This window comes from Streptomyces sp. NPDC050504 (genome assembly GCF_044458065.1).
GTDB lineage: Bacteria > Actinomycetota > Actinomycetes > Streptomycetales > Streptomycetaceae > Streptomyces.
Map to the genome: position 1 here is coordinate 528,838 of NZ_JBITHO010000006.1, position 19,314 is coordinate 548,151.

13 protein-coding genes are annotated in these 19,314 nt (G+C 74.4%); 4 read left to right on the forward strand and 9 right to left on the reverse strand.

Annotation, left to right across the window (positions count from 1 at the left end; all coding sequences use genetic code 11):
* Nucleotides 1-53 precede the first annotated feature (53 nt).
* On the reverse strand, nucleotides 54-1,583 hold the full coding sequence (locus ACIBNE_RS25085) for a fatty acyl-CoA synthetase (protein ID WP_399275118.1): 1,530 nt from the start codon (nucleotides 1,581-1,583) through the stop codon (nucleotides 54-56).
* Nucleotides 1,584-1,766: 183 nt separating this feature from the next.
* On the opposite strand from ACIBNE_RS25085, the gene ACIBNE_RS25090 reads away from it, so the two are divergent.
* Entirely contained in the window at nucleotides 1,767-4,109 is a 2,343-nt protein-coding gene (locus ACIBNE_RS25090; protein ID WP_399275120.1) for a penicillin acylase family protein, read from the forward strand.
* 54 nt (nucleotides 4,110-4,163) lie between these two features.
* Here the strand turns inward: ACIBNE_RS25090 and ACIBNE_RS25095 are convergent, their stop codons facing one another.
* From ACIBNE_RS25095 to ACIBNE_RS25105, 3 genes are all read right to left on the reverse strand, one after another.
* Nucleotides 4,164-5,273 carry a calcium:proton antiporter gene (locus tag ACIBNE_RS25095; RefSeq protein WP_399275122.1) on the reverse strand — a complete coding sequence of 370 codons (1,110 nt, stop codon included), beginning with the start codon at nucleotides 5,271-5,273 and terminating at the stop codon, nucleotides 4,164-4,166.
* An 86-nt stretch (nucleotides 5,274-5,359) separates the two neighbouring features.
* Nucleotides 5,360-6,937 (reverse strand): acyl-CoA synthetase, encoded by a 1,578-nt coding sequence (locus tag ACIBNE_RS25100; protein ID WP_399275123.1) that lies wholly within the window; start codon nucleotides 6,935-6,937, stop codon nucleotides 5,360-5,362.
* On the reverse strand, nucleotides 6,934-8,043 hold the full coding sequence (locus tag ACIBNE_RS25105) for a nitronate monooxygenase (protein ID WP_399275125.1): 1,110 nt from the start codon (nucleotides 8,041-8,043) through the stop codon (nucleotides 6,934-6,936). The genes ACIBNE_RS25100 and ACIBNE_RS25105 overlap by 4 nt, the downstream gene beginning before the upstream one ends.
* A 218-nt stretch (nucleotides 8,044-8,261) precedes the next feature.
* Here ACIBNE_RS25105 and ACIBNE_RS25110 point away from each other — a divergent pair, with 218 nt between their 5' ends.
* The gene (locus tag ACIBNE_RS25110; RefSeq protein WP_399275127.1) at nucleotides 8,262-10,097 is read left to right on the forward strand and encodes a serine hydrolase; all 1,836 of its coding nucleotides are present in this window, start codon (nucleotides 8,262-8,264) and stop codon (nucleotides 10,095-10,097) included.
* A gap of 48 nt (nucleotides 10,098-10,145) precedes the next feature.
* Here the strand turns inward: ACIBNE_RS25110 and ACIBNE_RS25115 are convergent, their stop codons facing one another.
* Together ACIBNE_RS25115 and ACIBNE_RS25120 are read right to left on the reverse strand one after the other, a co-directional pair.
* Nucleotides 10,146-10,529: a hypothetical protein gene (locus ACIBNE_RS25115; RefSeq protein WP_399275129.1), complete on the reverse strand. Its 384-nt coding sequence runs from the start codon at nucleotides 10,527-10,529 to the stop codon at nucleotides 10,146-10,148.
* Between the two features lie 82 nt (nucleotides 10,530-10,611).
* A complete protein-coding gene (locus tag ACIBNE_RS25120) occupies nucleotides 10,612-12,174 on the reverse strand; it encodes a phytoene desaturase family protein (RefSeq protein WP_399275131.1) in 1,563 nt (520 codons plus the stop codon).
* Nucleotides 12,175-12,254: 80 nt separating this feature from the next.
* Between ACIBNE_RS25120 and ACIBNE_RS25125 the strand changes: the two genes are divergently transcribed.
* Complete coding sequence (locus ACIBNE_RS25125; RefSeq protein WP_399275133.1) at nucleotides 12,255-14,357, forward strand: hypothetical protein; 2,103 nt, start codon at nucleotides 12,255-12,257, stop codon at nucleotides 14,355-14,357.
* A gap of 101 nt (nucleotides 14,358-14,458) precedes the next feature.
* On the opposite strand, the gene ACIBNE_RS25130 is transcribed toward ACIBNE_RS25125, so the two are convergent.
* Both ACIBNE_RS25130 and ACIBNE_RS25135 read right to left on the reverse strand, forming a co-directional pair.
* The gene (locus tag ACIBNE_RS25130; RefSeq protein ID WP_399275135.1) at nucleotides 14,459-16,720 is read right to left on the reverse strand and encodes a tetratricopeptide repeat protein; all 2,262 of its coding nucleotides are present in this window, start codon (nucleotides 16,718-16,720) and stop codon (nucleotides 14,459-14,461) included.
* 50 nt (nucleotides 16,721-16,770) lie between these two features.
* A complete protein-coding gene (locus ACIBNE_RS25135; protein WP_399275137.1) occupies nucleotides 16,771-17,709 on the reverse strand; it encodes an oxygenase MpaB family protein in 939 nt (312 codons plus the stop codon).
* Between the two features lie 150 nt (nucleotides 17,710-17,859).
* On the opposite strand from ACIBNE_RS25135, the gene ACIBNE_RS25140 reads away from it, so the two are divergent.
* Nucleotides 17,860-18,879: a hypothetical protein gene (locus ACIBNE_RS25140; protein ID WP_399275139.1), complete on the forward strand. Its 1,020-nt coding sequence runs from the start codon at nucleotides 17,860-17,862 to the stop codon at nucleotides 18,877-18,879.
* Here ACIBNE_RS25140 and ACIBNE_RS25145 read toward each other — a convergent pair.
* Nucleotides 18,869-19,276, reverse strand: coding sequence for a hypothetical protein (locus ACIBNE_RS25145; protein WP_399275433.1), 408 nt, complete (start codon nucleotides 19,274-19,276; stop codon nucleotides 18,869-18,871). The two genes, ACIBNE_RS25140 and ACIBNE_RS25145, sit on opposite strands and share 11 nt — an antisense overlap.
* Between the last annotated feature and the right edge of the window lie 38 nt (nucleotides 19,277-19,314).

A 19,314-nucleotide genomic window follows, 5' to 3' on the forward strand; every position in this document is an offset into this window, starting at 1 on the left:
CGGGCCCGCAGATTACCGTCGAGTAGCCCCCGTGCGACAGCGGTCGCGCGGGCTCACCGCCGCTCGGGCTCCCGCAGCGCGCGCAGTTCCCTCAGCTCCCGCTTGAGGATCTTTCCGCTGGCGTTGCGGGGCAGTCGAGCCACGAAGTGGATCCGCTTCGGCGCCTTGAAGTGGGCGATCCGCTCCTTCACGTGGGCCAGCAGCTCCGCCTCGGTGACCTCGGCGCGGGCCACCACCACGGCCGTCACCGCCTCGATCCAGCGCTCGTCGGGCAGGCCGATCACCGCGGCCTCGGCGACCGCCGGATGGGTGTAGAGCACGTCCTCGACCTGGCGCGAAGCGACCAGTACGCCACCGGAGTTGATGACGTCCTTCACCCGGTCGACGACCGTGAGGTAGCCGTCCGCGTCGCGCACCGCGAGGTCGCCCGAGCGGAACCAGCCGTCGCGGAACGCCTCCGCGGTCTCCTCGGGCTTGCCCCAGTACCCGTCGCACAACTGCGGTGAGCGGTACACCACTTCACCGGCCGTCCCGTCGGGCACGTCGGCGCCCTCGTCGTCCACGACCCGCGCCTCGACGAACAGGACGGGCCGCCCGCAGGACTCCAGGCGCCCCTCGTGCTCGTCGGGCCCCAGCACCGTGGCGAGCGGCCCGATCTCGCTCTGGCCGAAGCAGTTGTAGAAGCCGAGCCCCGGCAGCCGGGCGCGGAGCCGTTCGAGGACGGGCACGGGCATGATCGACGCGCCGTAGTACGCCTTGCGGAGCGCGGAGAGGTCGCGGGTCGCGAACTCGGGGTGGTTGGCCAGGCCGATCCAGACGGTCGGCGGCGCGAAGAGGCTGTCGGCGCACCCGGCCTCGACCAGGTCGAAGACCTTCCCGGCGTCGGGGGCGTCGAGGATCGTGTTCTCCGCGCCGACCGCGAGGTACGGCAGCAGGAAGACGTGCATCTGCGCCGAGTGGTAGAGCGGCAGCGAGTGCACCGGCCGGTCGTCCGCCGAGAGGTCCAGCGCCTGGATCGCGCTCATGTACTCGTGGACCAGCGCACCGTGGCTCATCATCGCGCCCTTGGGGTCGGCGGTGGTGCCCGAGGTGTAGAGCAACTGGGCGAGCCGGTGCGGCGGGTACGCGCCCTCCCCCGCGTCGGGGGCGGCGAGCACGGCGGCCAGCAGCGAGTCGTCGGCGTCGCGCAGCGCCCGAACGGCGAACCCCTCGGGCACGCGCGCCGCGATGCCCGGATCGGCCAGGACCAGGGCGCTGCCCGACTGCTCCAGGACGTACGCCAGGTCGTCGCCGACGAGGTTCTGGTTGACCGGCACGTGGACGAGACCGGCCCGGGAGCAGCCGAGGAAGGCGATCAGGTACGCGTCGGAGTTGTGGGCGTAGGTCGCGACCCGGTCGCCGTGCGCCAGGCCCGAACCGCGCAGCTCGGCCGCCGCGGCGGAGACCGCCGCGTCCAGCTCGGCGTACGTCCAGGCACGGTCCGCGTAGCGCAGGGCGGTGCGGTGGGGGGTCCTGCGCGCGGTGCGGCGCACGACCGAGTCGACCGGGTCGACGTGTGCGGTCCGCGCGTCTGTCGTCGTCATGGCGTGATCCTGAGTGGCTCGGATGCGCGGGTCAAGGGCCGTACGGCGTACGGCATGTTGACAGGGGCGGCCACCGGCTGCGTGCATGGACCGACTCAGAGCCCGTGTCCGGCCCGGGGCCGGACACGGGCTCCTGGCCCGGCAGTACTCACGTTGGGGGTCGACGTGCACTTCCGTACCCGTATGAGACGTCTGGCGCTGGGGTCACTCGCCCTGGTGACGGCGGCGACCGCGCTCTCCCCCGCCGCCTCGGCGGGCGCCCACGAGCGCCGCCCCTCGGGCGGCGGCCTGTCCGCGGTGATCCGGTACACCGAGTACGGCGTGCCGCACATCGTGGCGAAGGACTACGCGGACCTCGGCTTCGGCACGGGCTGGGCGCAGGCCGCCGACCAGGTGTGCACGCTCGCGGACGGCTTCGTCACGCTCGCCGGGGAGCGGTCGCGGTACTTCGGTGCGGACGCGGCGCCCGACGGCTCGCTCTCGTCGGCGACGACGAACCTCTCCAGCGACCTGTTCTTCCGGGGCGTACGCGGGTCGGGCACCGTCGAGGAGCTGCTGGCGGTGCCCGCGCCCGTCGGGCCGAGCCGGCGGCTCAAGGACCTGATGCGCGGCTGGGCCGCGGGGTACAACGCCTGGCTGCGGCAGAACCGGGTCACCGATCCGGCCTGCGCCGGCGCCGCCTGGGTGCGGCCCGTCACCCCGCTGGACGTCGCCGTGCGCGGCTTCGCGATCCAGGTGCTCGGCGGGCAGGGCCGGGTCGTCGACGGCATCACGGCCGCGCGGCCGCCCGCACCGGGCGAGGTGCGCCCGCCCGCCGATCCGGCGGCCGTGACCGGGGCCGCGCGGGCGCTGTTCGACCCGGCGACGGCCGACGCGGGCTCCAACGCGGTGGCGTTCGGAGGCAAGGTCACCGCGAACGGCCGGGGACTGCTGCTGGGCAACCCGCACTACCCGTGGCAGGGCGGGCGGCGCTTCTGGCAGTCGCAGCAGACCATCCCGGGCGAGCTGAACGTCTCGGGCGGTTCGCTGCTCGGCACGTCGATCGTCAACATCGGCTTCAACGACCGCGTCGCCTGGAGCCACACCGTCGCCACGGGCGTCCCGCTCAACCTGCACCAGCTGACGCTGGACCCGGCCGACCCGACCGCGTACCTCGTGGACGGCAAGCCGGAGCGGATGGTGCGGCGGACCGTGACGGTGCCGGTGAAGGACGGCGCGCCGGTGACCCGCACGCAGTGGTGGACGCGGTACGGCCCCGTCGTCACGGGCGGGCTCGGGGCGCGGCTGCCGCTGCCGTGGACGGCGGGCACCGCGTACGCGCTGAACGACCCCAACGCGGGGAACCTGCGCGCGTCGGACAGCGCGCTCGGCTTCGGCAGGGCGCGCTCGACCGCCGACGTGCTGACGGCGCTGCGCCGTACGCAGGGGCTGCCGTGGGTGAACACCGTCGCGGCGGACTCCGCGGGGCACTCGCTGTTCACCCAGTCGCAGGTGCTGCCGCGCATCACGGACGAGCTGGCGCAGCGCTGCTCGACGCCGCTCGGCAGGGTGACGTACCCGGCGACGGGCGTGGCCGTGCTGGACGGTTCGCGCACGGACTGTGCGCTCGGCTCCGACCCCGACGCGCTCCAGCCGGGGATCTTCGGGCCCGCGAGGATGCCGACGCTGAAGGACGCGCCGTACGCGGTGAACTCCAACGACAGCGCCTGGCTGACCAACGCGGACCGGCCGCTGACCGGCTACGAGCGGGTGTTCGGCACGATCGCCCAGCCCCGCTCGGTGCGCACCAGGGGCGGCATCGAGGACGTGGCGGCGATGGCCGGGCGCGGGCGGCTGACCGTGGGGGACCTCCAGCGCCAGCAGTTCGCCGACCGCGTGCCCGTCGCGGACCTGGCGGTCGACGACCTGGTGCGGGCGTGCCCGGCGGGGCAGGCGGCGGCCTGCGGCGTGCTGGCGCGCTGGGACCGGCGGGCGGACACCGGAAGCCGGGGCGCGCTGCTCTTCGACCGCTTCTGGCGCAGGGCGCAGGCGGCGCCCGACCTGTGGACGGTGCCCTTCGACCCGGCGGACCCGGTCCGCACCCCGCGCGGCCTGGGCGCCGCGTCGCCGCTGGTCGCGAAGGCGCTGGCGGACGCGGTCGCGGAGCTGGGGGCCGCGGGGATCGCGCTGGACGCGCCGCTCGGCGCGCACCAGTTCGTGGTGCGCGGCGGCACGCGCCTGCCGGTCCACGGCGGCACGGAGTCGCTGGGCGTGTGGAACAAGGTCGAGCCCGTGTGGAACCCGGCGGGCGGCGGCTACACCGAGGTGACGCACGGTTCGAGCCACGTCCAGGCGGTCGGCTGGGACGGCGGCGGGTGCCCGAAGGCGCGCACCCTGCTGACGTACTCCCAGTCGTCGAACCCGAACTCGCCGCACTTCGCCGACCAGACCGCGCTGTACTCGGCCGGGCGGTGGGTGACCTGGCGGCACTGCGAGCGGGACATCGCCCGCGCGCCCGGACTGAAGGTGATCAGGGTCAGGGGCTGAGCGCGGCCCCGCAGACCGTCGTCAGGGCTGAACGCAGCCCCGCCGCGGCCGTCGTCAGGGGCTGAACGAGAGGAACACGAAGGCGCCGAACAGCGCCATGTGCACGCCGCCCTGGAGCAGCGTGGCCCGGCCCGGCACGACGGTCAGCGCGCTCACCACGGCGGTGAGGGCGAGCAGCGTCATGTGGGTGGCGTCCTCGCCCAGCACCAGGGGCCCGTCCAGCCAGATGGAGGCGAGCGCGATCGCCGGGATGGTGAGGCCGATGCTGGCGATCGCGGAGCCGTAGGCGAGGTTGAGGCTGGTCTGGACGCGGTTGCGGCGCGCGGCGCGCACGGCGGCGAGCGTCTCGGGGGCCAGCACCATCAGCGCGATGACGACGCCGACGACGGCCTTCGGCAGCCCGGCGTCCTCCACGGACGACTCGATGGTGGGCGAGACGAGCTTGGCGTTGCCGACGACGGCGACCAGCGCGAGGAGCAGCAGCCCCACGCTCCACCAGGTCTCGCGGTCGCTCGGCGGCGGCGCGTGCTCGTCGGGCCCGCACTCCTTGCCCTTGGCCGTCGGCACGGGCAGGAAGTAGTCGCGGTGCCGCACGGTCTGCACGGCGACGAAGAGCCCGTACAGACAGATCGAGGCGACCGCCGCGAACGCCAGCTGTGCACCGGTGAACTCGGGGCCCGGCTGGGTGGTGGTGAAGGTCGGCAGCACCATGGTCATGGTGGCGAGGGTGCAGACCGTGGCGAGCGCGCCGCCCGAGCCCTCCGCGTTGAAGACGGCGACGCGGTTGCGGATCGCGCCGACCAGCAGCGACAGGCCGACGATGCCGTTGCAGGTGATCATCACGGCGGCGAAGATCGTGTCGCGGGCGTAGGTGGATGCCTTGTCGCCGCCGCCCGCCATCAGCGTGACGATCAGTCCGACCTCGATGACGGTGACCGCGACCGCGAGGACGAGCGAGCCGAAGGGCTCGCCGACCCGGTGCGCGATGACCTCCGCGTGGTGGACGGCGGAGAGGACGGCGCCGATCAGACAGAGCCCGATCAGCGCGACCCCCCAGCCCGGGAGGTCCCGCCCCCAGCCGAGGACGAGGGCGACGGCCGCGAGGACCGGCACCCAGGTGGTTCGCTGTCGTGTGAGCGCCGCCGCCCCCGTACCCGTACTCATACGGACCATGCTGCCATATGGGGTGAAAAGCCCGCACAGGGGGTTGGGCTGTCGGGGGCGCGGGCTCCGGGTCGGGAGGGCGGCGGTCAGTTCTCCCCGCCCGCTCCTCGCTCCCAGTACGGCTCCCGCAGCCGCCGCTTGTAGAGCTTGCCGTTCGGGTCGCGGGGCATCTGTGCGACGAAGTCGACGCTCTTGGGGCGCTTGTACCCGGCGAGGCGCCCCTCGCAGTGCGCGAGGAGCGCGGCGGCCAGCCCGGCGCCCGGCTCGTGGCCCGCCGCGGGCTCGACGACGGCCTTGACCTCCTCGCCCCACTCGGGGTGCGGGATGCCGAACGCGGCGGCGTCGGCGACCGCCGGGTGGGCCAGGAGCGCGGCCTCGATCTCGGCGGGGTAGATGTTGACGCCGCCCGAGATGATCATGTCGATCTTCCGGTCGCGCAGGAAGAGGTAGCCGTCCTCGTCCAGGACGCCGAGGTCGCCGACGGTGAAGAAGTCGCCGATGCGGTTCTTCCGGGTCTTGGACTCGTCCTTGTGGTACGAGAAGCCGCCGGTCGACATCTTCATGTAGACGGTCCCCAGCTCGCCGGGCGGCAGCCGCCGGCCGTCGTCGTCGAAGACCGCGAGCTCGCTGATGGGCCAGGCCCTGCCGACCGTCCCCGGCTTCTTCAGCCATTCCTCGGCGGTGGCGAACGCGCCGCCGCCCTCGCTGGCCGCGTAGTACTCCTCGACGCAGTGCCCCCACCACTCGATCATGGCGCGTTTCACGTGGTCGGGGCAGGGCGCGGCGCCGTGGATGGCGTGCCGCATCGAGGACACGTCGTAGCGGGCGCGCACCTCGTCGGGCAGGGCGAGGAGGCGGTGGAACTGGGTGGGCACCATGTGCGTGTGGGTGCAGGCGTGCCGGTCGATCAGCCGCAGCATCTCCTCCGGCGTCCACTTGTCCATCAGGACGAGCGGGTGGCCGAGGTGCAGGGCCGCGGCGGCGAACTGGAGCACGGCCGTGTGGTAGAGCGGCGAGCAGACCAGGTGGACGTTGGAGTCGAAGGGCCGGATGCCGAAGATGCCGAGGAAGCCGCCGAGGTGGGTCTCCTCGGGGGGCTTGCCGGGCAGCGGGCGGCGGATGCCGCGGGGGCGGCCCGTGGTGCCCGAGGTGTAGTTCATGACCCAGCCGAGGGTGCGCTCGGCCGGCGGGGTGCCGGGCCGGCCTTCGAGGAGTTCGGCGTACGGGCGGAAGCCCGCGGTGTCCCCGCCGACGGCGTAGCGGTGCGTGGCGGGCAGGTCGGCCTCGTCGGCCGCCGCGCCCGCCGCGGCGGCGTACCTGTCGTGCGCGATGAGGACCTTGGCGCCCGAGTCGGCGACGATCCAGGCGATCTCCGGGCCCACCAGGTGGTGGTTGACGGGGACGAGGTAGAACCCGGCCTGGGTGGCGGCGAGGTGGGCGGTGAGGAGTTCGGTGCCGTTGGGCAGGACGACGGCGAAGGCGTCGCCGCGCTCCAGACCCGCCGCGCGCAGCCCGTGGACGAGGCGGTTGGCGTCGGCGTGCAGCCTGCCCGCGCTCCACTCCTCGCCGTCCGGGGCGATCAGCACGGTGCGGTCGGGGTCGGCCGTCGCCTGTGGCCAGAAACCGTTGGGGCGCCCGGCCTCTTCAAGGGCCTGCTCCTTCATGACCCGCTCCTTCCCGCGATGCGGCCGATGCGGTCGACGGCCCGTTCGAAGCCGCGCGTCAGGTCGTCGAAGACCGCCTGGACGCTGCGCTCGGAGTTCATCCGGCCGACGATCTGGCCGACCGGGGTGCCGAGCAGCGGCTCCACCTCGTACTTCTGGATGCGCGACACGGCCTCCGCGACCAGCAGGCCCTGGAGCGGCATGGGCAGCGGCCCGGGGCCCGCCGGGTCGTCCCAGGCGTCCGTCCACCCGGTGCGCAGCTGGCGTGCGGGTTTGCCGGTCAGGGCGCGGGAGCGGACGGTGTCGCCCGAGCCCGCGGCGAGCAGCTTCGCGGTGAGCGCGCGCGAATGCAGGTCGGCCTCCTCGGTGGTGAGCCAGATCGAGCCGAGCCAGACGCCCTGGGCGCCCAGCGCGAGCCCCGCGGCGATCTGCTCGCCGCTGCCGATGCCGCCCGCCGCGAGGACGGGCAGCGGGGCGACGGCCTCGGCGACCTCGGGGACCAGCACCATGGACGCGATCTCGCCGGTGTGGCCGCCCGCCTCGTAGCCCTGCGCGACGACGACGTCGATCCCGGCCTCGGCGTGGCGCACGGCGTGCGCGGCGCTGCCCGCGAGGGCGGCGACGAGGACGCCGTGGGCGTGCGCCCGCTCGACGACGTCGGCGGGCGGGGGGCCTAGCGCGTTGGCGAGGAGCTTGATCGGGTAGTCGAAGGCGACGTCGAGCTGGCCCCGGGCGACCTGTTCCATCCAGCCGGTGATGCGCCAGCCGGACGCCTCGCCCTCGGGCAGTTCGGGGACGCCGTACTTGGCCAGGGTCTCCCGGACGAACGTCCGGTGGCCCTGCGGGATCATCGCCTCGACGTCCGCCTCCGTGACGCCCTCCACCTTCTTGGCGGGCATGACCACGTCGAGCCCGTACGGCAGCCCTTCCGTGTGGTCGGCCAGCCAGTCGAGGTCGCGCTTGAGGTCGTCGGGGGCGGTGTAGCGGACCGCGCCGAGTACGCCCAGGCCCCCGGCCCTGGTGATGGCGGCCGCCACGGCGGGGAAGGGGGTGAAGCCGAAGATGGCGTGCTCGATGCCCAGGGACTTGCTCAGCTCCGTCTCCATGGGCCGCAAAATGCCACAGCCGGGCGCGGGAGGGAAGAGATTTTCTGATGCAGCGTCAGATCCTTTCGGCCCCCGCTTTCCGCCGCGCTCCTTGACGCACTCCGGCCCCGGTAAGAAAGTTCCAGGTGTTGCATGCGCGGCCGAAGGAATCTTTCACCCGCGTGCGGCCGGGCGTGGCCGGCCGCACGCGGGCACGATCGGGAGGGCGGGACGTGGGCATGACGGAGGACCCGGACGACAGAGAACCCGGCGCCGGTCCCGGCCGCGGCCCCGGCGACGCGCCCCGTGACGCCCGCGGCATCAGCCGCCGCCGGCTCGGCGGCGGGGTGCTCGCCCTGGGAGGAGCGCTGGTGATCGGTACGGCTCCGGGGGCCACCGCCGCGCGGCGCCCCGGCGGACACCGCCCCACGCTGCGCCGGGGCCCGGCCGAGCGCGCCGGACTGCTGCCCGCCGAGCTGGACCGGCTGGTCGCGGAGGCGGAGAGGTTCCTCGGCCCCTCCCCCAAGCACCCCTGGTACGCGGGCGCGGTACTGCTCGCCGGGCGCGGCGGGACGGTCGCGCTGCACCGCCCGATCGGCAAGGCGGTGCGCTACCGGGCGTACGACGAGAAGACCGACACCGCCGTGGAGTTCCCGCCCGAGCAGCAGATCGCCATGGCCGAGGACACGGTCTTCGACCTGGCGTCGGTCTCCAAGCTCTTCACCTCGATGCTCGCGGTGCAGCAGATCGAGCGCGGGACGCTGGAGCTCCAGGAGCGGGTCGCCGCGTACCTCCCGGACTTCGCGGGCGCCGGGAAGCAGGACGTGACGGTACGTCAACTGCTCACGCACACCTCGGGCTTCCGCGCCTGGATCCCGCTCTACAAGGAGCCGACGCGCGAGGGGAAGCTGCGGCTGCTGTGGAACGAGGCCCCGGCGAATCCGCCGGGCACCAAGTACCTCTACTCCGACCTGAACCTGATCTCGCTCCAGCTGGTCCTGGAGAAGATCACCGGGCGCCCGCTCGACGCACTGCTCCACGACGAGATCACCGCTCCGCTCGGGATGCACCGCACGCGCTTCAACCCGCCCGCCTCCTGGCGGCCGAAGATCGCGGCCACCGAGGACGCCCGCGCGCCCTGGTCGGGGCTCGACCGGGGGCTGGTCTGGGGCGAGGTGCACGACGAGAACGCGTTCGGCCTCGGCGGCGTCGCCGGGCACGCCGGGGTGTTCTCCTGCGCCTGGGACCTCGCGGTCCTCGCCCGCACGCTGCTCAACGGCGGGGTCTACGGCCGCGCGCGGATCCTGGCGCCCGAGTCGGTCGACCTGATGTTCACCGACTTCAACACCGCTTTCCCCGGCGACGAGCACGGCCTCGGCTTCGAGCTCTACCAGCACTGGTACATGGGCGCGATGGCGACGCCGCGCACGGCGGGCCACACCGGGTTCACCGGCACCAGCCTGGTGCTCGACCCCACCACCGACTCGTTCCTGATCGTGCTCGGCAACTCCGTGCACCCGGTGCGCGGTTGGCGCTCGGGTTCGGCGCCGCGCGTCGCCACCGCCAACGCCCTGGCCCGCGCCGTTCCCGTGCGCCCCGCCCACGGCCGCACCGCCTGGTACTCGGGCACGGCCGCGGGCTCGACCGCCACGCTCACTCTGCCCGCCGTGCGCCTCACCGGGCGCGGCGCCCGCCTGAGATGCGCGCTGTGGTGGGACACCGAGCCGGGCTCCGACGCCGCGTTCCTGGAGGCGTCGGTGGACGGGGGCGCGACGTGGACCGCGGTGCCCTTCACCACCGTGCGCGAGGGGGACGAGCCGCTGCCCCACCCGGACGGCAGGGCGACGGGCTGGTCGGGCCGGGTGTGGCACCGGCTGGACGCGGACCTGTCGGGGCTCTCGGGACCCGAGGTGCGGCTGCGCTGGCGGTACACGACCGATCAGCTGTACGTGGGGCGCGGGGTGTACGTGGACGGGCTGCGCGTCGCGGACGGCGGGCGCGTCAGGTTCGACGAGGCGAGACCGGGGGACGCCGCCAGGATCGAGGCCGTGGGCTGGACGGCGTCGGCGGACTGAACGGCCGGGCGGCCGGGGGCGCTTGCCCCCGGCCGCCCGGAACGCACGTCACCGGCGCCCGGACCGCCCGGCGCCCCGGCCGGTGAGCAGCAGCGCGGCACCCGCGACGCCGAGCACGGCGCCCGCCGCCCCCGCCGCGCACAGCCCGCGCCTGGCCTGGAAGGACAGCACGGACCAGCGGGACTGGAACGACAGGAACGAGCCGATACTCAGCCCGGAACCGGCCGAGGCCAGCGACAGGACGGAGCCGATCGAACCGACCGACAGCGCGCTTCCCACCGAACCGACGGAGAGGGCCGAGCCGACGGAACCCACGGAGAGCACCGAGCCCACCGAGCCGATGGACAGCACCGAGTCCTCCGACCAGAGCGACAGCGTGGACCCCCGTGAGGCGCAGGCCGACGCCGTGTTCGCGCACTTGTTCTTCGTCATGCGTCCATACTCCCCCACCCGCGGGGATCCCGGCCCGCGCCAGGACCGCCCCGCCGGGACCCGCCCCGTGGAGCGGTCCCGCTCAGCGCCCCAGCACCGCCATCGCCGCGTTGTGCCCCGGCACCCCGCTGACCCCGCCGCCGCGCACCGCGCCCGCGCCGCAGAGCAGGACGCCCGGCCTGGCGGTCTCCACCCCCCAGCGGCCCGTGGCGTCCGTGGCGTGGGGGAAGGAGAGGTCGCGGTGGAAGATGTGGCCGCCGGGGAGGCGGAGTTCGGCTTCCAGGTCGAGCGGGGTCTTCGCCTCGACGCACGGGCGGCCATCGGCGTCGGCCGCCAGGCAGTCGGCGATCGGCTCGCCGAGGTGCGCGTCGAGCTGGGCGAGGGTCGCGGCGAGGAGTTCGGCGCGGGCCGCCGCGTTGTCGGCGGTGAACAGCCGTGCGGGGGTGTGCAGTCCGAAGAGCGTGAGCGTGTGGTGGCCGCTCGCGGCGAGCGCGGGCCCGAGGACCGAGGGGTCGGTGAGGGAGTGGCAGTAGATCTCGGACGGCGGCGCCGTCGGCAGCCGCCCCGCGTCCGCCTCCCGGTAGGCGGTCGCCAACTGCTCGTACCCTTCGGCGACGTGGAAGGTGCCCGCGAAGGCGTCACGCGGGTCGACGGAGCCGTCGCGCAGCCGGGGCAGCCTGCGCAGCACCATGTTGACCTTGAACTGGGCCCCCTCCGGGGCCTTTTGGTCCGCCGCGTCCCCGGTGAGTTCCGCCAGTGCCTGCGGCGATGCGTTGACGAGGACATGGGCGGCGCCGACCGTGTGCTCCGCGCCCGTGCGCGCGTCCCGGTAGCCGACCTCGGCCCGCGCGCCCTCGCTGTCGATCCGGGTCGCCTCGCAGCCGGTCACGATCTCGGCGCCCGCCGCGCGGGCCGCGTCCGCGAGGGCGTCGGTGAGCGCGCCCATGCCGCCCACCGGCACGTTCCAGTCCCCGGTGGAGCCGCCGATGACGTGGTAGAGGAAGCACCGGTTCTGCCGCAGCCCGGGGTCGTGGGCGTCGGCGAAGGTGCCGATCAGGGCGTCGGTGAGCACCACGCCCCGCACCAGGTCGTGCCGGAACTCCCGCTCCACGGCCACCCCGACGGGCTCCTCGAACAGCATCCGCCAGGCCGCCTCGTCGTCGATGCGGCGGCGCAGCCCCGCACGGTCCGGCAGCGGCTCGGTGAGCGTGGGGAAGACCCGTTCGGCGACGCGGCGCGTCATCCCGTAGAACCGCTGCCAGCTCTTGAACTCCTCCTCTCCCCCGGTCAGTTCGGCGAAGGACTCCCGGGTGCGGGCCTCGTCGGCGACGAGCAGCCCGCCGTCGCCGAGCGGGGTGTAGGAGGAGACGGACCTCGGGGCGACGGAGAACGTCAGCCCGAGGTCGCGCACGATCTTCGCGGGGAGCAGCGAGACGAGGTAGGAGTAGCGCGAGAGCCGGGCGTCGACCCCGGTGAACGGACGGGTCGAGACGGCGGCCCCGCCGGTGTGCCCGAGGCGTTCCAGGACGAGGACGGAGCGCCCGGCGCGGGCCAGGTAGGCGGCGGCGACCAGGCCGTTGTGGCCGCCGCCGACGATGACGGCGTCGTACGCGGCGCGTGCGGTACGTGCGGTGCGTGGAGGCATGCCGGGACCGTACCCGGCACGGGGCCCCGCGGACCGCTCTCCTGGAAGAGCACGTATCCCACCCCTCAAGGGAGGTACGCATGGAGCGCAGAAGACTGATCCAGGCGGGAGCGGGGATCGCGGCGGCCGCCGCGGCGGTGCCCACGGGCACCGCGCACGCCACGGCCGCGCTGCCGCACGACGGGACGGGGGACGCGACGGGCGTCCGGGGCGCGACGGGCACCCCGCAGGCCCCGGACGGCTGCTCGGGCGAGCCGATCACCACGCACGGCACGGCCTCGCTGACGGCCGCGATCGTGGGCATGACGGTGCTGAACGGCAAGGGCTACGTGGTGGCCAGGGGCCAACGGCCGCCGCTGTTCGGCGAGATCGACCTGACGACCCGCCAACTGGTCAGGTCGGTGCGGCTCGGCCGGGGCGACGGCGGCTGGGCCGCCACCACCTCCGGCGCCTTCGTGTACGCGGGCACCTACCCGTACCCGGACATCTACCGCTTCGACCCGGCGACGGGCGAGGTGAAGCTGATCGGTACGGTCGGCCCCGCGGGCGGCTTCGTCTGGTGCCTGACCACGGCCCCGGACGGCGCGGTGTACGCGGGGACGTACCCGAGGGGCGAGGTCTGGGAGTACCGGCCCGACACGGGCGTCCTGCGCAACATGGGCGTGGCGTTCCCCGGCCAGACCTACGTCCGGGCCATCGCGGCCGACGACCGGTTCGTCTACGCGGGCACGCTGGCCACCGGCTACGTCATCGCCTACGACCGGGCGACCGGCGCGAAGACCAACATCACGCCCACCCCCTACGGCCCGCCCGCCGCGCTCCTGGCCACCGGCGGCCGGATCATCGGCTCGCACGGCCGCAACATCGTCGACCTCGCGCCGGACGGCAGCGATCCGCGGATCGCGACCGTGCCCGCCGACGAGCGGCTGGTGGACGCGATGACCATCGGCCCGGACGGCGCGCTCTACTGCGTCGGCCGCCCCACGGGCACGGTCTACCGCCGCGAGGGCGACGCGTTCACCGCGGTCGCCACTCCCGTCACGGGCGACGAGCACCGGGGCGTCTTCACCCTGGACGACCGGACGCTGGTGGGCGGCGCGGGCAGCGGCCGCCTGTGGTGGCTCGACCTGCCGACCAAGCGGTCCCAGACGCTGGAGCTCATCGACGTGGGCCTCGCGGGGCCCGACCCGGTGCAGTCCGTGACGACCGGCAGGCGCGGCGCCGTGCACGTCGGCGGCCACTTCGCGCTCACCACCCACCGCCCCGCGTCCGGCACCCGCAAGCGCACCCAGCTCGCCGGTGAGGCCAAGCAGATCATGGAGGTGAACGGGCGGCTGTACGCGGCGATGTACCCGAGCACCGAACTCCTGGAGATCGATCCGGACACGCACCGGATCCGCTCGCTGGGCCGCGTGCAGAACGCCCAGCAGCGCCCCACCGACATGGTCCACTCGCCCCGCCGCGACCAGCTCCTGATCACCACCGCGCCCGGCGTGGGCCTGCTCAAGGGCGCGCTGACCGTGCTCGACCGGCGCCGCCGCACCTTCACCGTGCACCACGACGTGATCACCGACCAGAGCCTGATGTCCGTCGCGCTGCCCGACGGGCACGACGGACCCGACCGGCACGGGCGCAGCGTCGTCTACCTGGCGGGCGACGCGGTGGGCGGCGGCAGCGTGCCGCCGACCCGGCAGAACGGCACGGTCGTCGCCTACGACCTGCGGTCCCGTCAGGTCCTGTGGGAGGTCACCCCGGTCCCGGGCAACATCAGCCTCCAGCACATCGTGGTCCAGGACGGCATCCTGTACGGGATCTGCAAGCGCGTCGGCGGCGTGTGGTTCGCGCTCGACCTGGAGACGAGGACGGTGCTGCGCACCGGGAAGCTGCCCGGCTACGGGGAGTTGAGCGTGCACCGGGGCCAGGTGTTCGCGTCGGTCTTCGGCGGCCTGGTCTACCGGCTCGGCCCCGACCTGGCGGAGCCGGTGCCGGTGGTCTCCGGGCTCGGCGAGGGCTGGTACAACCCGCCGCAGCTGGGCTGGGAGCGGCTGTCGTGGCACGCCTGGGGCGTCGCGGACCGGGACCTGGCGCGGATGCGCCTCGACCCGGACTGCCCGCCCCCGCCGCCCGGCCGCCTCCCGGCGCCGCCGGACGAGGCGGTGCTGGAGGCGCTGCTGGAGAACTGAGGAGCCGCTGAAGGAGGCAGGGCCGTCGGGGTGCGCGGGGCCGCGTCCCCCGCCTCGACGGCACTCCCCTGCTCCGGCACGGGCTCTCGGATCACGGGCTCTCAGTGCCCGAGCGCGCCCCGCTGCTGCCTGAGCGCCGCCACCCTGCGGTACAGCTCCACCGCCTCGGGACCGCGCCCCAGTTGCTCCAGGCAGTGCGCCTCGTCGTTGCGGCTGGCGAGCGCGTCCGGGTGGTCGGCGCCCAGCACCCGCTCACGGGCCTCGGCGACCTGCCGGTAGACCGCGAGCGCGTCGCCCCAGCGGCCGAGCCAGCCGAGGCCCACCGCCACCTCGCGGCGGCTGACCAGCGTGTCCGGGTGCTCGGCGCCCAGCACCCGCTCGCGGATCGCGCACACGTCGCGGGACTCGGTCAGCGCCTCCTCCCAGCGGGCCAGGCGCCCGAGGTTGACGCCGAGGCCGTGGCGGGCGCGCAGGGTCTCCGGGTCGGCGGGGCCGCCGACCCTGGTGCGGTCGTCGACCAGCGAGCGGTACAGGTCGAGGGCCTCGGGGCTGCGGCCGAGCCTGCCGAGGCTTATCCCGACCTCGTAGCGGGCGGCGAGGGTGTCGGGGTGGTCGGGACCCAGCGCGTGGGCGCGGGCCTGCGCGACCTCGCGGTAGGTGGCCAGCGCCTCGGTCCAGCGGCCCAGCTGCCCGAGCGCGTACGCCACCTCGTACCGCGTGACGAGCGTGTCCGGATGGTCGGCGCCGAGCACCCTGGCGCGGGCCGTGGCCACCTCGCAGGCCATCCGGTACGAGTCCTCGAGGCGGCCGAGCCTGCTCAGGTTGTACGCGAGGTTGTGGCGGCAGCGCAGCGTGTCGGGGTGGTCGGCGCCCACCGAGCGCTCGCGGGCCGCGAGGACGGCCGTGTACGTCTGGTGCGCCTCGAAGTGCCGTCCGAGCTGGCCGAGCACGTACGCCGTCTCCTGGCGTGCCGCGAGGGTGTCGGGGTGGTCGGGACCCAGCGCGCGCTCGCGCCCGTCGGCGACCCTGGCGTACTCGCGCAGCGCGTCGCCGGGGCGCCCGGTGCGGCTGAGCGTGAGGCCGACCTCGTACCGGCTGGCGAGGGTGTCGGGGTGGTCGGGGCCCAGCGCGTGCTCGCGCTCGACGGCGACCGAGCGGTGCACCTCGCCCGCCTCCTCCCAGCGGCCGAGCCGCCCCAGGCTGAGCCCGGCGTTGTGGCGGTTGGTGAGGTGGGCGAGCAGTTCGGGCGCGGGCGTGGGCCGCTCGGGGCCCGCGGTGACGGGGGTGGCGGGCGCGCGGCGCGGGTCGGTGCGGGTGGTCCACTCGCCGGTGAGTCCCGCGGTGTGGTCCGGCAGCGCGGGATGCGGGCGGGCGCCGCCGGTCGCCTTGCGGCCCGTGGTCATGCCGCGCGTCCAGGAGGGGAGCCGGCGTTCGTGGGCGGGCTGCCGGGGCTGGGCGGGGACGACGGTGAGCGGGGGCGCGAGCGGGACGCCGCCGGTGCTCGCGGCGAAGGCGGCGTGGCCCGCGGTGATGCGGTGGCGCAGGTCCTTGGCGTCGGCGGGGCGCTCGTCGGGGGTCTTGGCGAGGAGGTCGAGGACGACCCGGTCGAAGTAGGCGGGGAGTTCGGCGCGGCGCTTGCGCAGCGGCTCGGGCTGGGTGTCGCGGTGCCCGACGAGGACCGCCCAGGCGTCGTCGAGGTCGAAGGGCGGCACGCCGGTGGCGATCTCGTACAGCACGCAGCCCAGCGAGTAGAGGTCGCTGCGGTGGTCGACCTCGTGGCCGCTGATCTGCTCGGGCGACATGTAGTGCGGGGTGCCCATGGCGATGCCGGTGCCGGTGAGGCGGGAGGTGAAGCCGATGTCGGCGCCGAGCCTGGCGATGCCGAAGTCGCAGATCTTCGCGGTGCCGTCGGAGAGCCGGACGATGTTGGCGGGCTTCAGGTCGCGGTGCACGATGCCCTGTTCGTGGGTGTACGCGAGGGCGTCCGCGACCTGTTCGGCGATGTCCACGACCTGCTCGACGGGCAGCGGGTGCTGCTGGTTGTCCTCCAGGAGCTGGCTGAGGTTGCGGCCTTCGAGCAGTTCCATGACGAGGTAGAGGACGCCCTCGTACTCACCGAAGTCGTGGACGACGGTGACGCCCCGGTGCTGGAGCGCGGCGGCGACGCGCGCCTCGCGGCGGAACCGCTCGCGCAGCACGGTGGTGAACGACTGGTCGGGCTGGGGTCCCAGCGGCTTGAGGCACTTGACCGCGACGCGGCGGCCCAGGGATTCGTCGACCGCGCGCCACACCTCCCCCATGCCGCCGCGCCCGATCAGATCGAGCAGCCGGTACCGGCCGTGGATCAGCCTGCTGTCCCCCATCGCCCGCTGTCGCCCCCGTCATAGCCCGTCGTCGTTCCCGTCGGCATCGCTCAGTGCTGTGCCCTCCCCGGCCCGTCCAGTATGGACGCCCGCTTACGGAGTTTGTACGGCGCGGGGCGGCTGCCGGGACCCAGCCGGGCCATCGCCTTCAAGATGTGACCTGGCGGCAGCTGCCAGCGGACGCGGGAGGGTATGAGGCGCAGGAGGCGTCCCGTGAGGGCCAGTCGGCGGGTGACGTGGTCCGGGGCGGGAGCGGGACGTCCGTACAGCTCGTGGGCGTAGGAGGGCAGCGAGTCGTACGCGAGGGCCGCGACGCGGCGCCAGAGCACGGCGCGGGCGGGGGCCAGGGCGGGGTGCACAGGGGGGCGTCTGAGGAAGTCGTCGACGGCGCGGGCGTCGGGGCCCGCGGCGAGGTCGGGGCGCACGCGCTCGAAGTAGGCGGCGAGTTCGGCGGCGGTGCCGGGGACCGCGGCCGGGTCGAGGCCGACGAGGCGGGCGTCCGCGCGGTGCTCGGCCACGTAGCGGTCGGCCTGCGCGGCGGTGAGCGGCAGCCCCGAGCGGCGGGCGACGGTCAGGTAGGAGTCGATCTCCGCGCAGTGCACCCAGGTCAGCAGTTCGGGCTCGTCCACGCCGTAGCGCTCGCCGGTCGCGGGGTCGGTGGCCTTGAGGAGGGCGTGGATGCGGCGGACCCGGGCACCGGCCTTCTCGGCGGCCTCGGTGGTGCCGTAGGTGATGGTGCCGACGAAGTTCGCGGTGCGCATGAGGCGGCCCCAGGCGTCCTTGCGGAAGTCGCTGTTCTCCATGACGCCGCGCACCGCGCGCGGGTGCAGGGCCTGGAGGTAGAGGGCGCGCACCCCGGCGACCCACATCATGGGGTCCCCGTGGACCTGCCAGGTGACGGAGGCGGGGCCGAACAGTCCGGGATCGGGCCGCCGGGGCGGTCCGGACGTCCGTGCGCGGGCCCCTGCCCCGTTCCCCTCGCCGCTCATGTGCGCCTCCTCGGCCGTGTCGGGCCGCGTCCGGCCCGGTCGCCACCGGATCACCTACCCCGTACCGAAGTCAACGCCCCGTGCGCGGAACCTCGTACACTCCGTGCGCGACTTCGCGAGTGGCGGTCGACGAAAGAGGGGGAGACGGGCGTGTCCTACGGAGGGCCTCACGATCCACGGTGGCAACCGAACGGCGGGCCGCACCCGCCCTGGCCGCCGAACGGCGGGCCGCACCCGCAGTGGCCGCCGGGCCCCGGCCCGTATCCGTACCCCCACCCGTCCCCCTACCCGCCCCCGCAGCCGCCCCGGGTCTCGCTCTGGCAGCGCTTCCGCGAGGACGAGTGGCCCACGACGCGCGAACTGCTGCGCCCCGCGCGGCGGGTGCACGGCTGTCTGTGGGCCCTGCTGCTCCCGTGCTTCTGGTTCGCGCTCTTCCCGCTGGTGTTCTATCCGATGGCCCGCTCGGCGCGGCGGCACGCGCGGCGGAGGTTCCCGGTCGGCGGGCCCCACCGGATCCAGGATCCGCAGGTGCTGCGGATACAGAAGGCGCGGGCGTGGTCGGCGCTCGCCGCGACCTTCGTCATCATGGCCGTGTACGCCACGCCCGAGGACTGGGAACAGGCGCAGGACCAGTACCAGATGCGGCTGGTGATCACGCCGTGGCTGCTGCTGCTCAGCGCGCCCGTGGTGGTCGGCGCCGTCTTCTGGCTCGCGCCGCGCCGCGCGCGGCCCGGCATGCGCCGGGGGATCCGCCCCGCGGCCCTCTCGGCGCTCTGGTACTTCGGTGCCTTCGCCTCGATGCCGCTCGTCGCCGTCGGCGGCGTCATGCTCTCCGAGCCGCTGTCGCAGGAGTCCCCGGCGCGGTTCGCGATCCTGCTGGTGATGTGCTTCCTGGTCCTGTGGCTCTTCATGTTCGTCGCCTTCTCGTCGCCGACGGTGGTGCGTTCCGCGTTCAACACGGCGGGCGTGCACGCGGCGCTCCCGGCCCTGCTGACCGGCGCCCTGGTGTGGGAACTCTCCGCGATCAACCTGGCGTTGGGCGGCATGCCGCCGGGCCCGCCGCCCCTCCAGATCTGCTCGGTGGTCTTCGGGCCGCTGTCGGTGACGGCGGTGGCCTGGTGGGAGGTGCGCCGGCTGCGCACGCGGCACGGCATCCGCATCAGGGTCTGACCGGCGGGGCGGGGGTCCACGGGCGGGGGGCGAGCACGCGTCCCAGGTCCAGGAGGCTGAGGCCGAACATCAGGACGCCCAGGGGGACGTGGAGCGACGGCACGTGGGCGATGCCGGCCACCACCTGTATCGAGGCGAGGACGAGGAAGCCGGTGGCGTACAGCAGGGGCCGGGGCGAACCGCCGCCGGGACGCCAGGCCAGGACAGCGGCGAGGACGTACAGCATGGACGCCCCGTACATCACGCGTGAGCCGACCTCGTGCAGCAGATAGCCGTGGGAGGAGGAGAGCAGCATCCCCGCGGTGGCCGCCTGGAAGAGGATCGCGAGGGTCTGGAGGGCGATCGCGGTCTTCGTGAAGGCGGGGTTGCCGAAGGTCTTCGTCGTCTGTCTGGCCATGGGGTGGGAGCCGTCCTCTGGTGTGCGGTGGCGGGCAG

Excerpts from the sequence above, each read along its gene's own strand:
- ACIBNE_RS25095 (WP_399275122.1), bottom strand. The coding sequence starts at position 5,273 with ATGAGTACGGGTACGGGGGCGGCGGCGCTCACACGACAGCGAACCACC.
- ACIBNE_RS25085 (WP_399275118.1), bottom strand. The coding sequence starts at position 1,583 with ATGACGACGACAGACGCGCGGACCGCACACGTCGACCCGGTCGACTCG.
- ACIBNE_RS25130 (WP_399275135.1), bottom strand. The coding sequence starts at position 16,720 with ATGGGGGACAGCAGGCTGATCCACGGCCGGTACCGGCTGCTCGATCTG.
- ACIBNE_RS25100 (WP_399275123.1), bottom strand. The coding sequence starts at position 6,937 with ATGAAGGAGCAGGCCCTTGAAGAGGCCGGGCGCCCCAACGGTTTCTGG.
- ACIBNE_RS25125 (WP_399275133.1), top strand. The coding sequence starts at position 12,255 with ATGGAGCGCAGAAGACTGATCCAGGCGGGAGCGGGGATCGCGGCGGCC.
- ACIBNE_RS25120 (WP_399275131.1), bottom strand. The coding sequence starts at position 12,174 with ATGCCTCCACGCACCGCACGTACCGCACGCGCCGCGTACGACGCCGTC.
- ACIBNE_RS25115 (WP_399275129.1), bottom strand. The coding sequence starts at position 10,529 with ATGACGAAGAACAAGTGCGCGAACACGGCGTCGGCCTGCGCCTCACGG.
- ACIBNE_RS25110 (WP_399275127.1), top strand. The coding sequence starts at position 8,262 with ATGACGGAGGACCCGGACGACAGAGAACCCGGCGCCGGTCCCGGCCGC.
- ACIBNE_RS25105 (WP_399275125.1), bottom strand. The coding sequence starts at position 8,043 with ATGGAGACGGAGCTGAGCAAGTCCCTGGGCATCGAGCACGCCATCTTC.
- ACIBNE_RS25135 (WP_399275137.1), bottom strand. The coding sequence starts at position 17,709 with ATGAGCGGCGAGGGGAACGGGGCAGGGGCCCGCGCACGGACGTCCGGA.
- ACIBNE_RS25145 (WP_399275433.1), bottom strand. The coding sequence starts at position 19,276 with ATGGCCAGACAGACGACGAAGACCTTCGGCAACCCCGCCTTCACGAAG.
- ACIBNE_RS25090 (WP_399275120.1), top strand. The coding sequence starts at position 1,767 with ATGAGACGTCTGGCGCTGGGGTCACTCGCCCTGGTGACGGCGGCGACC.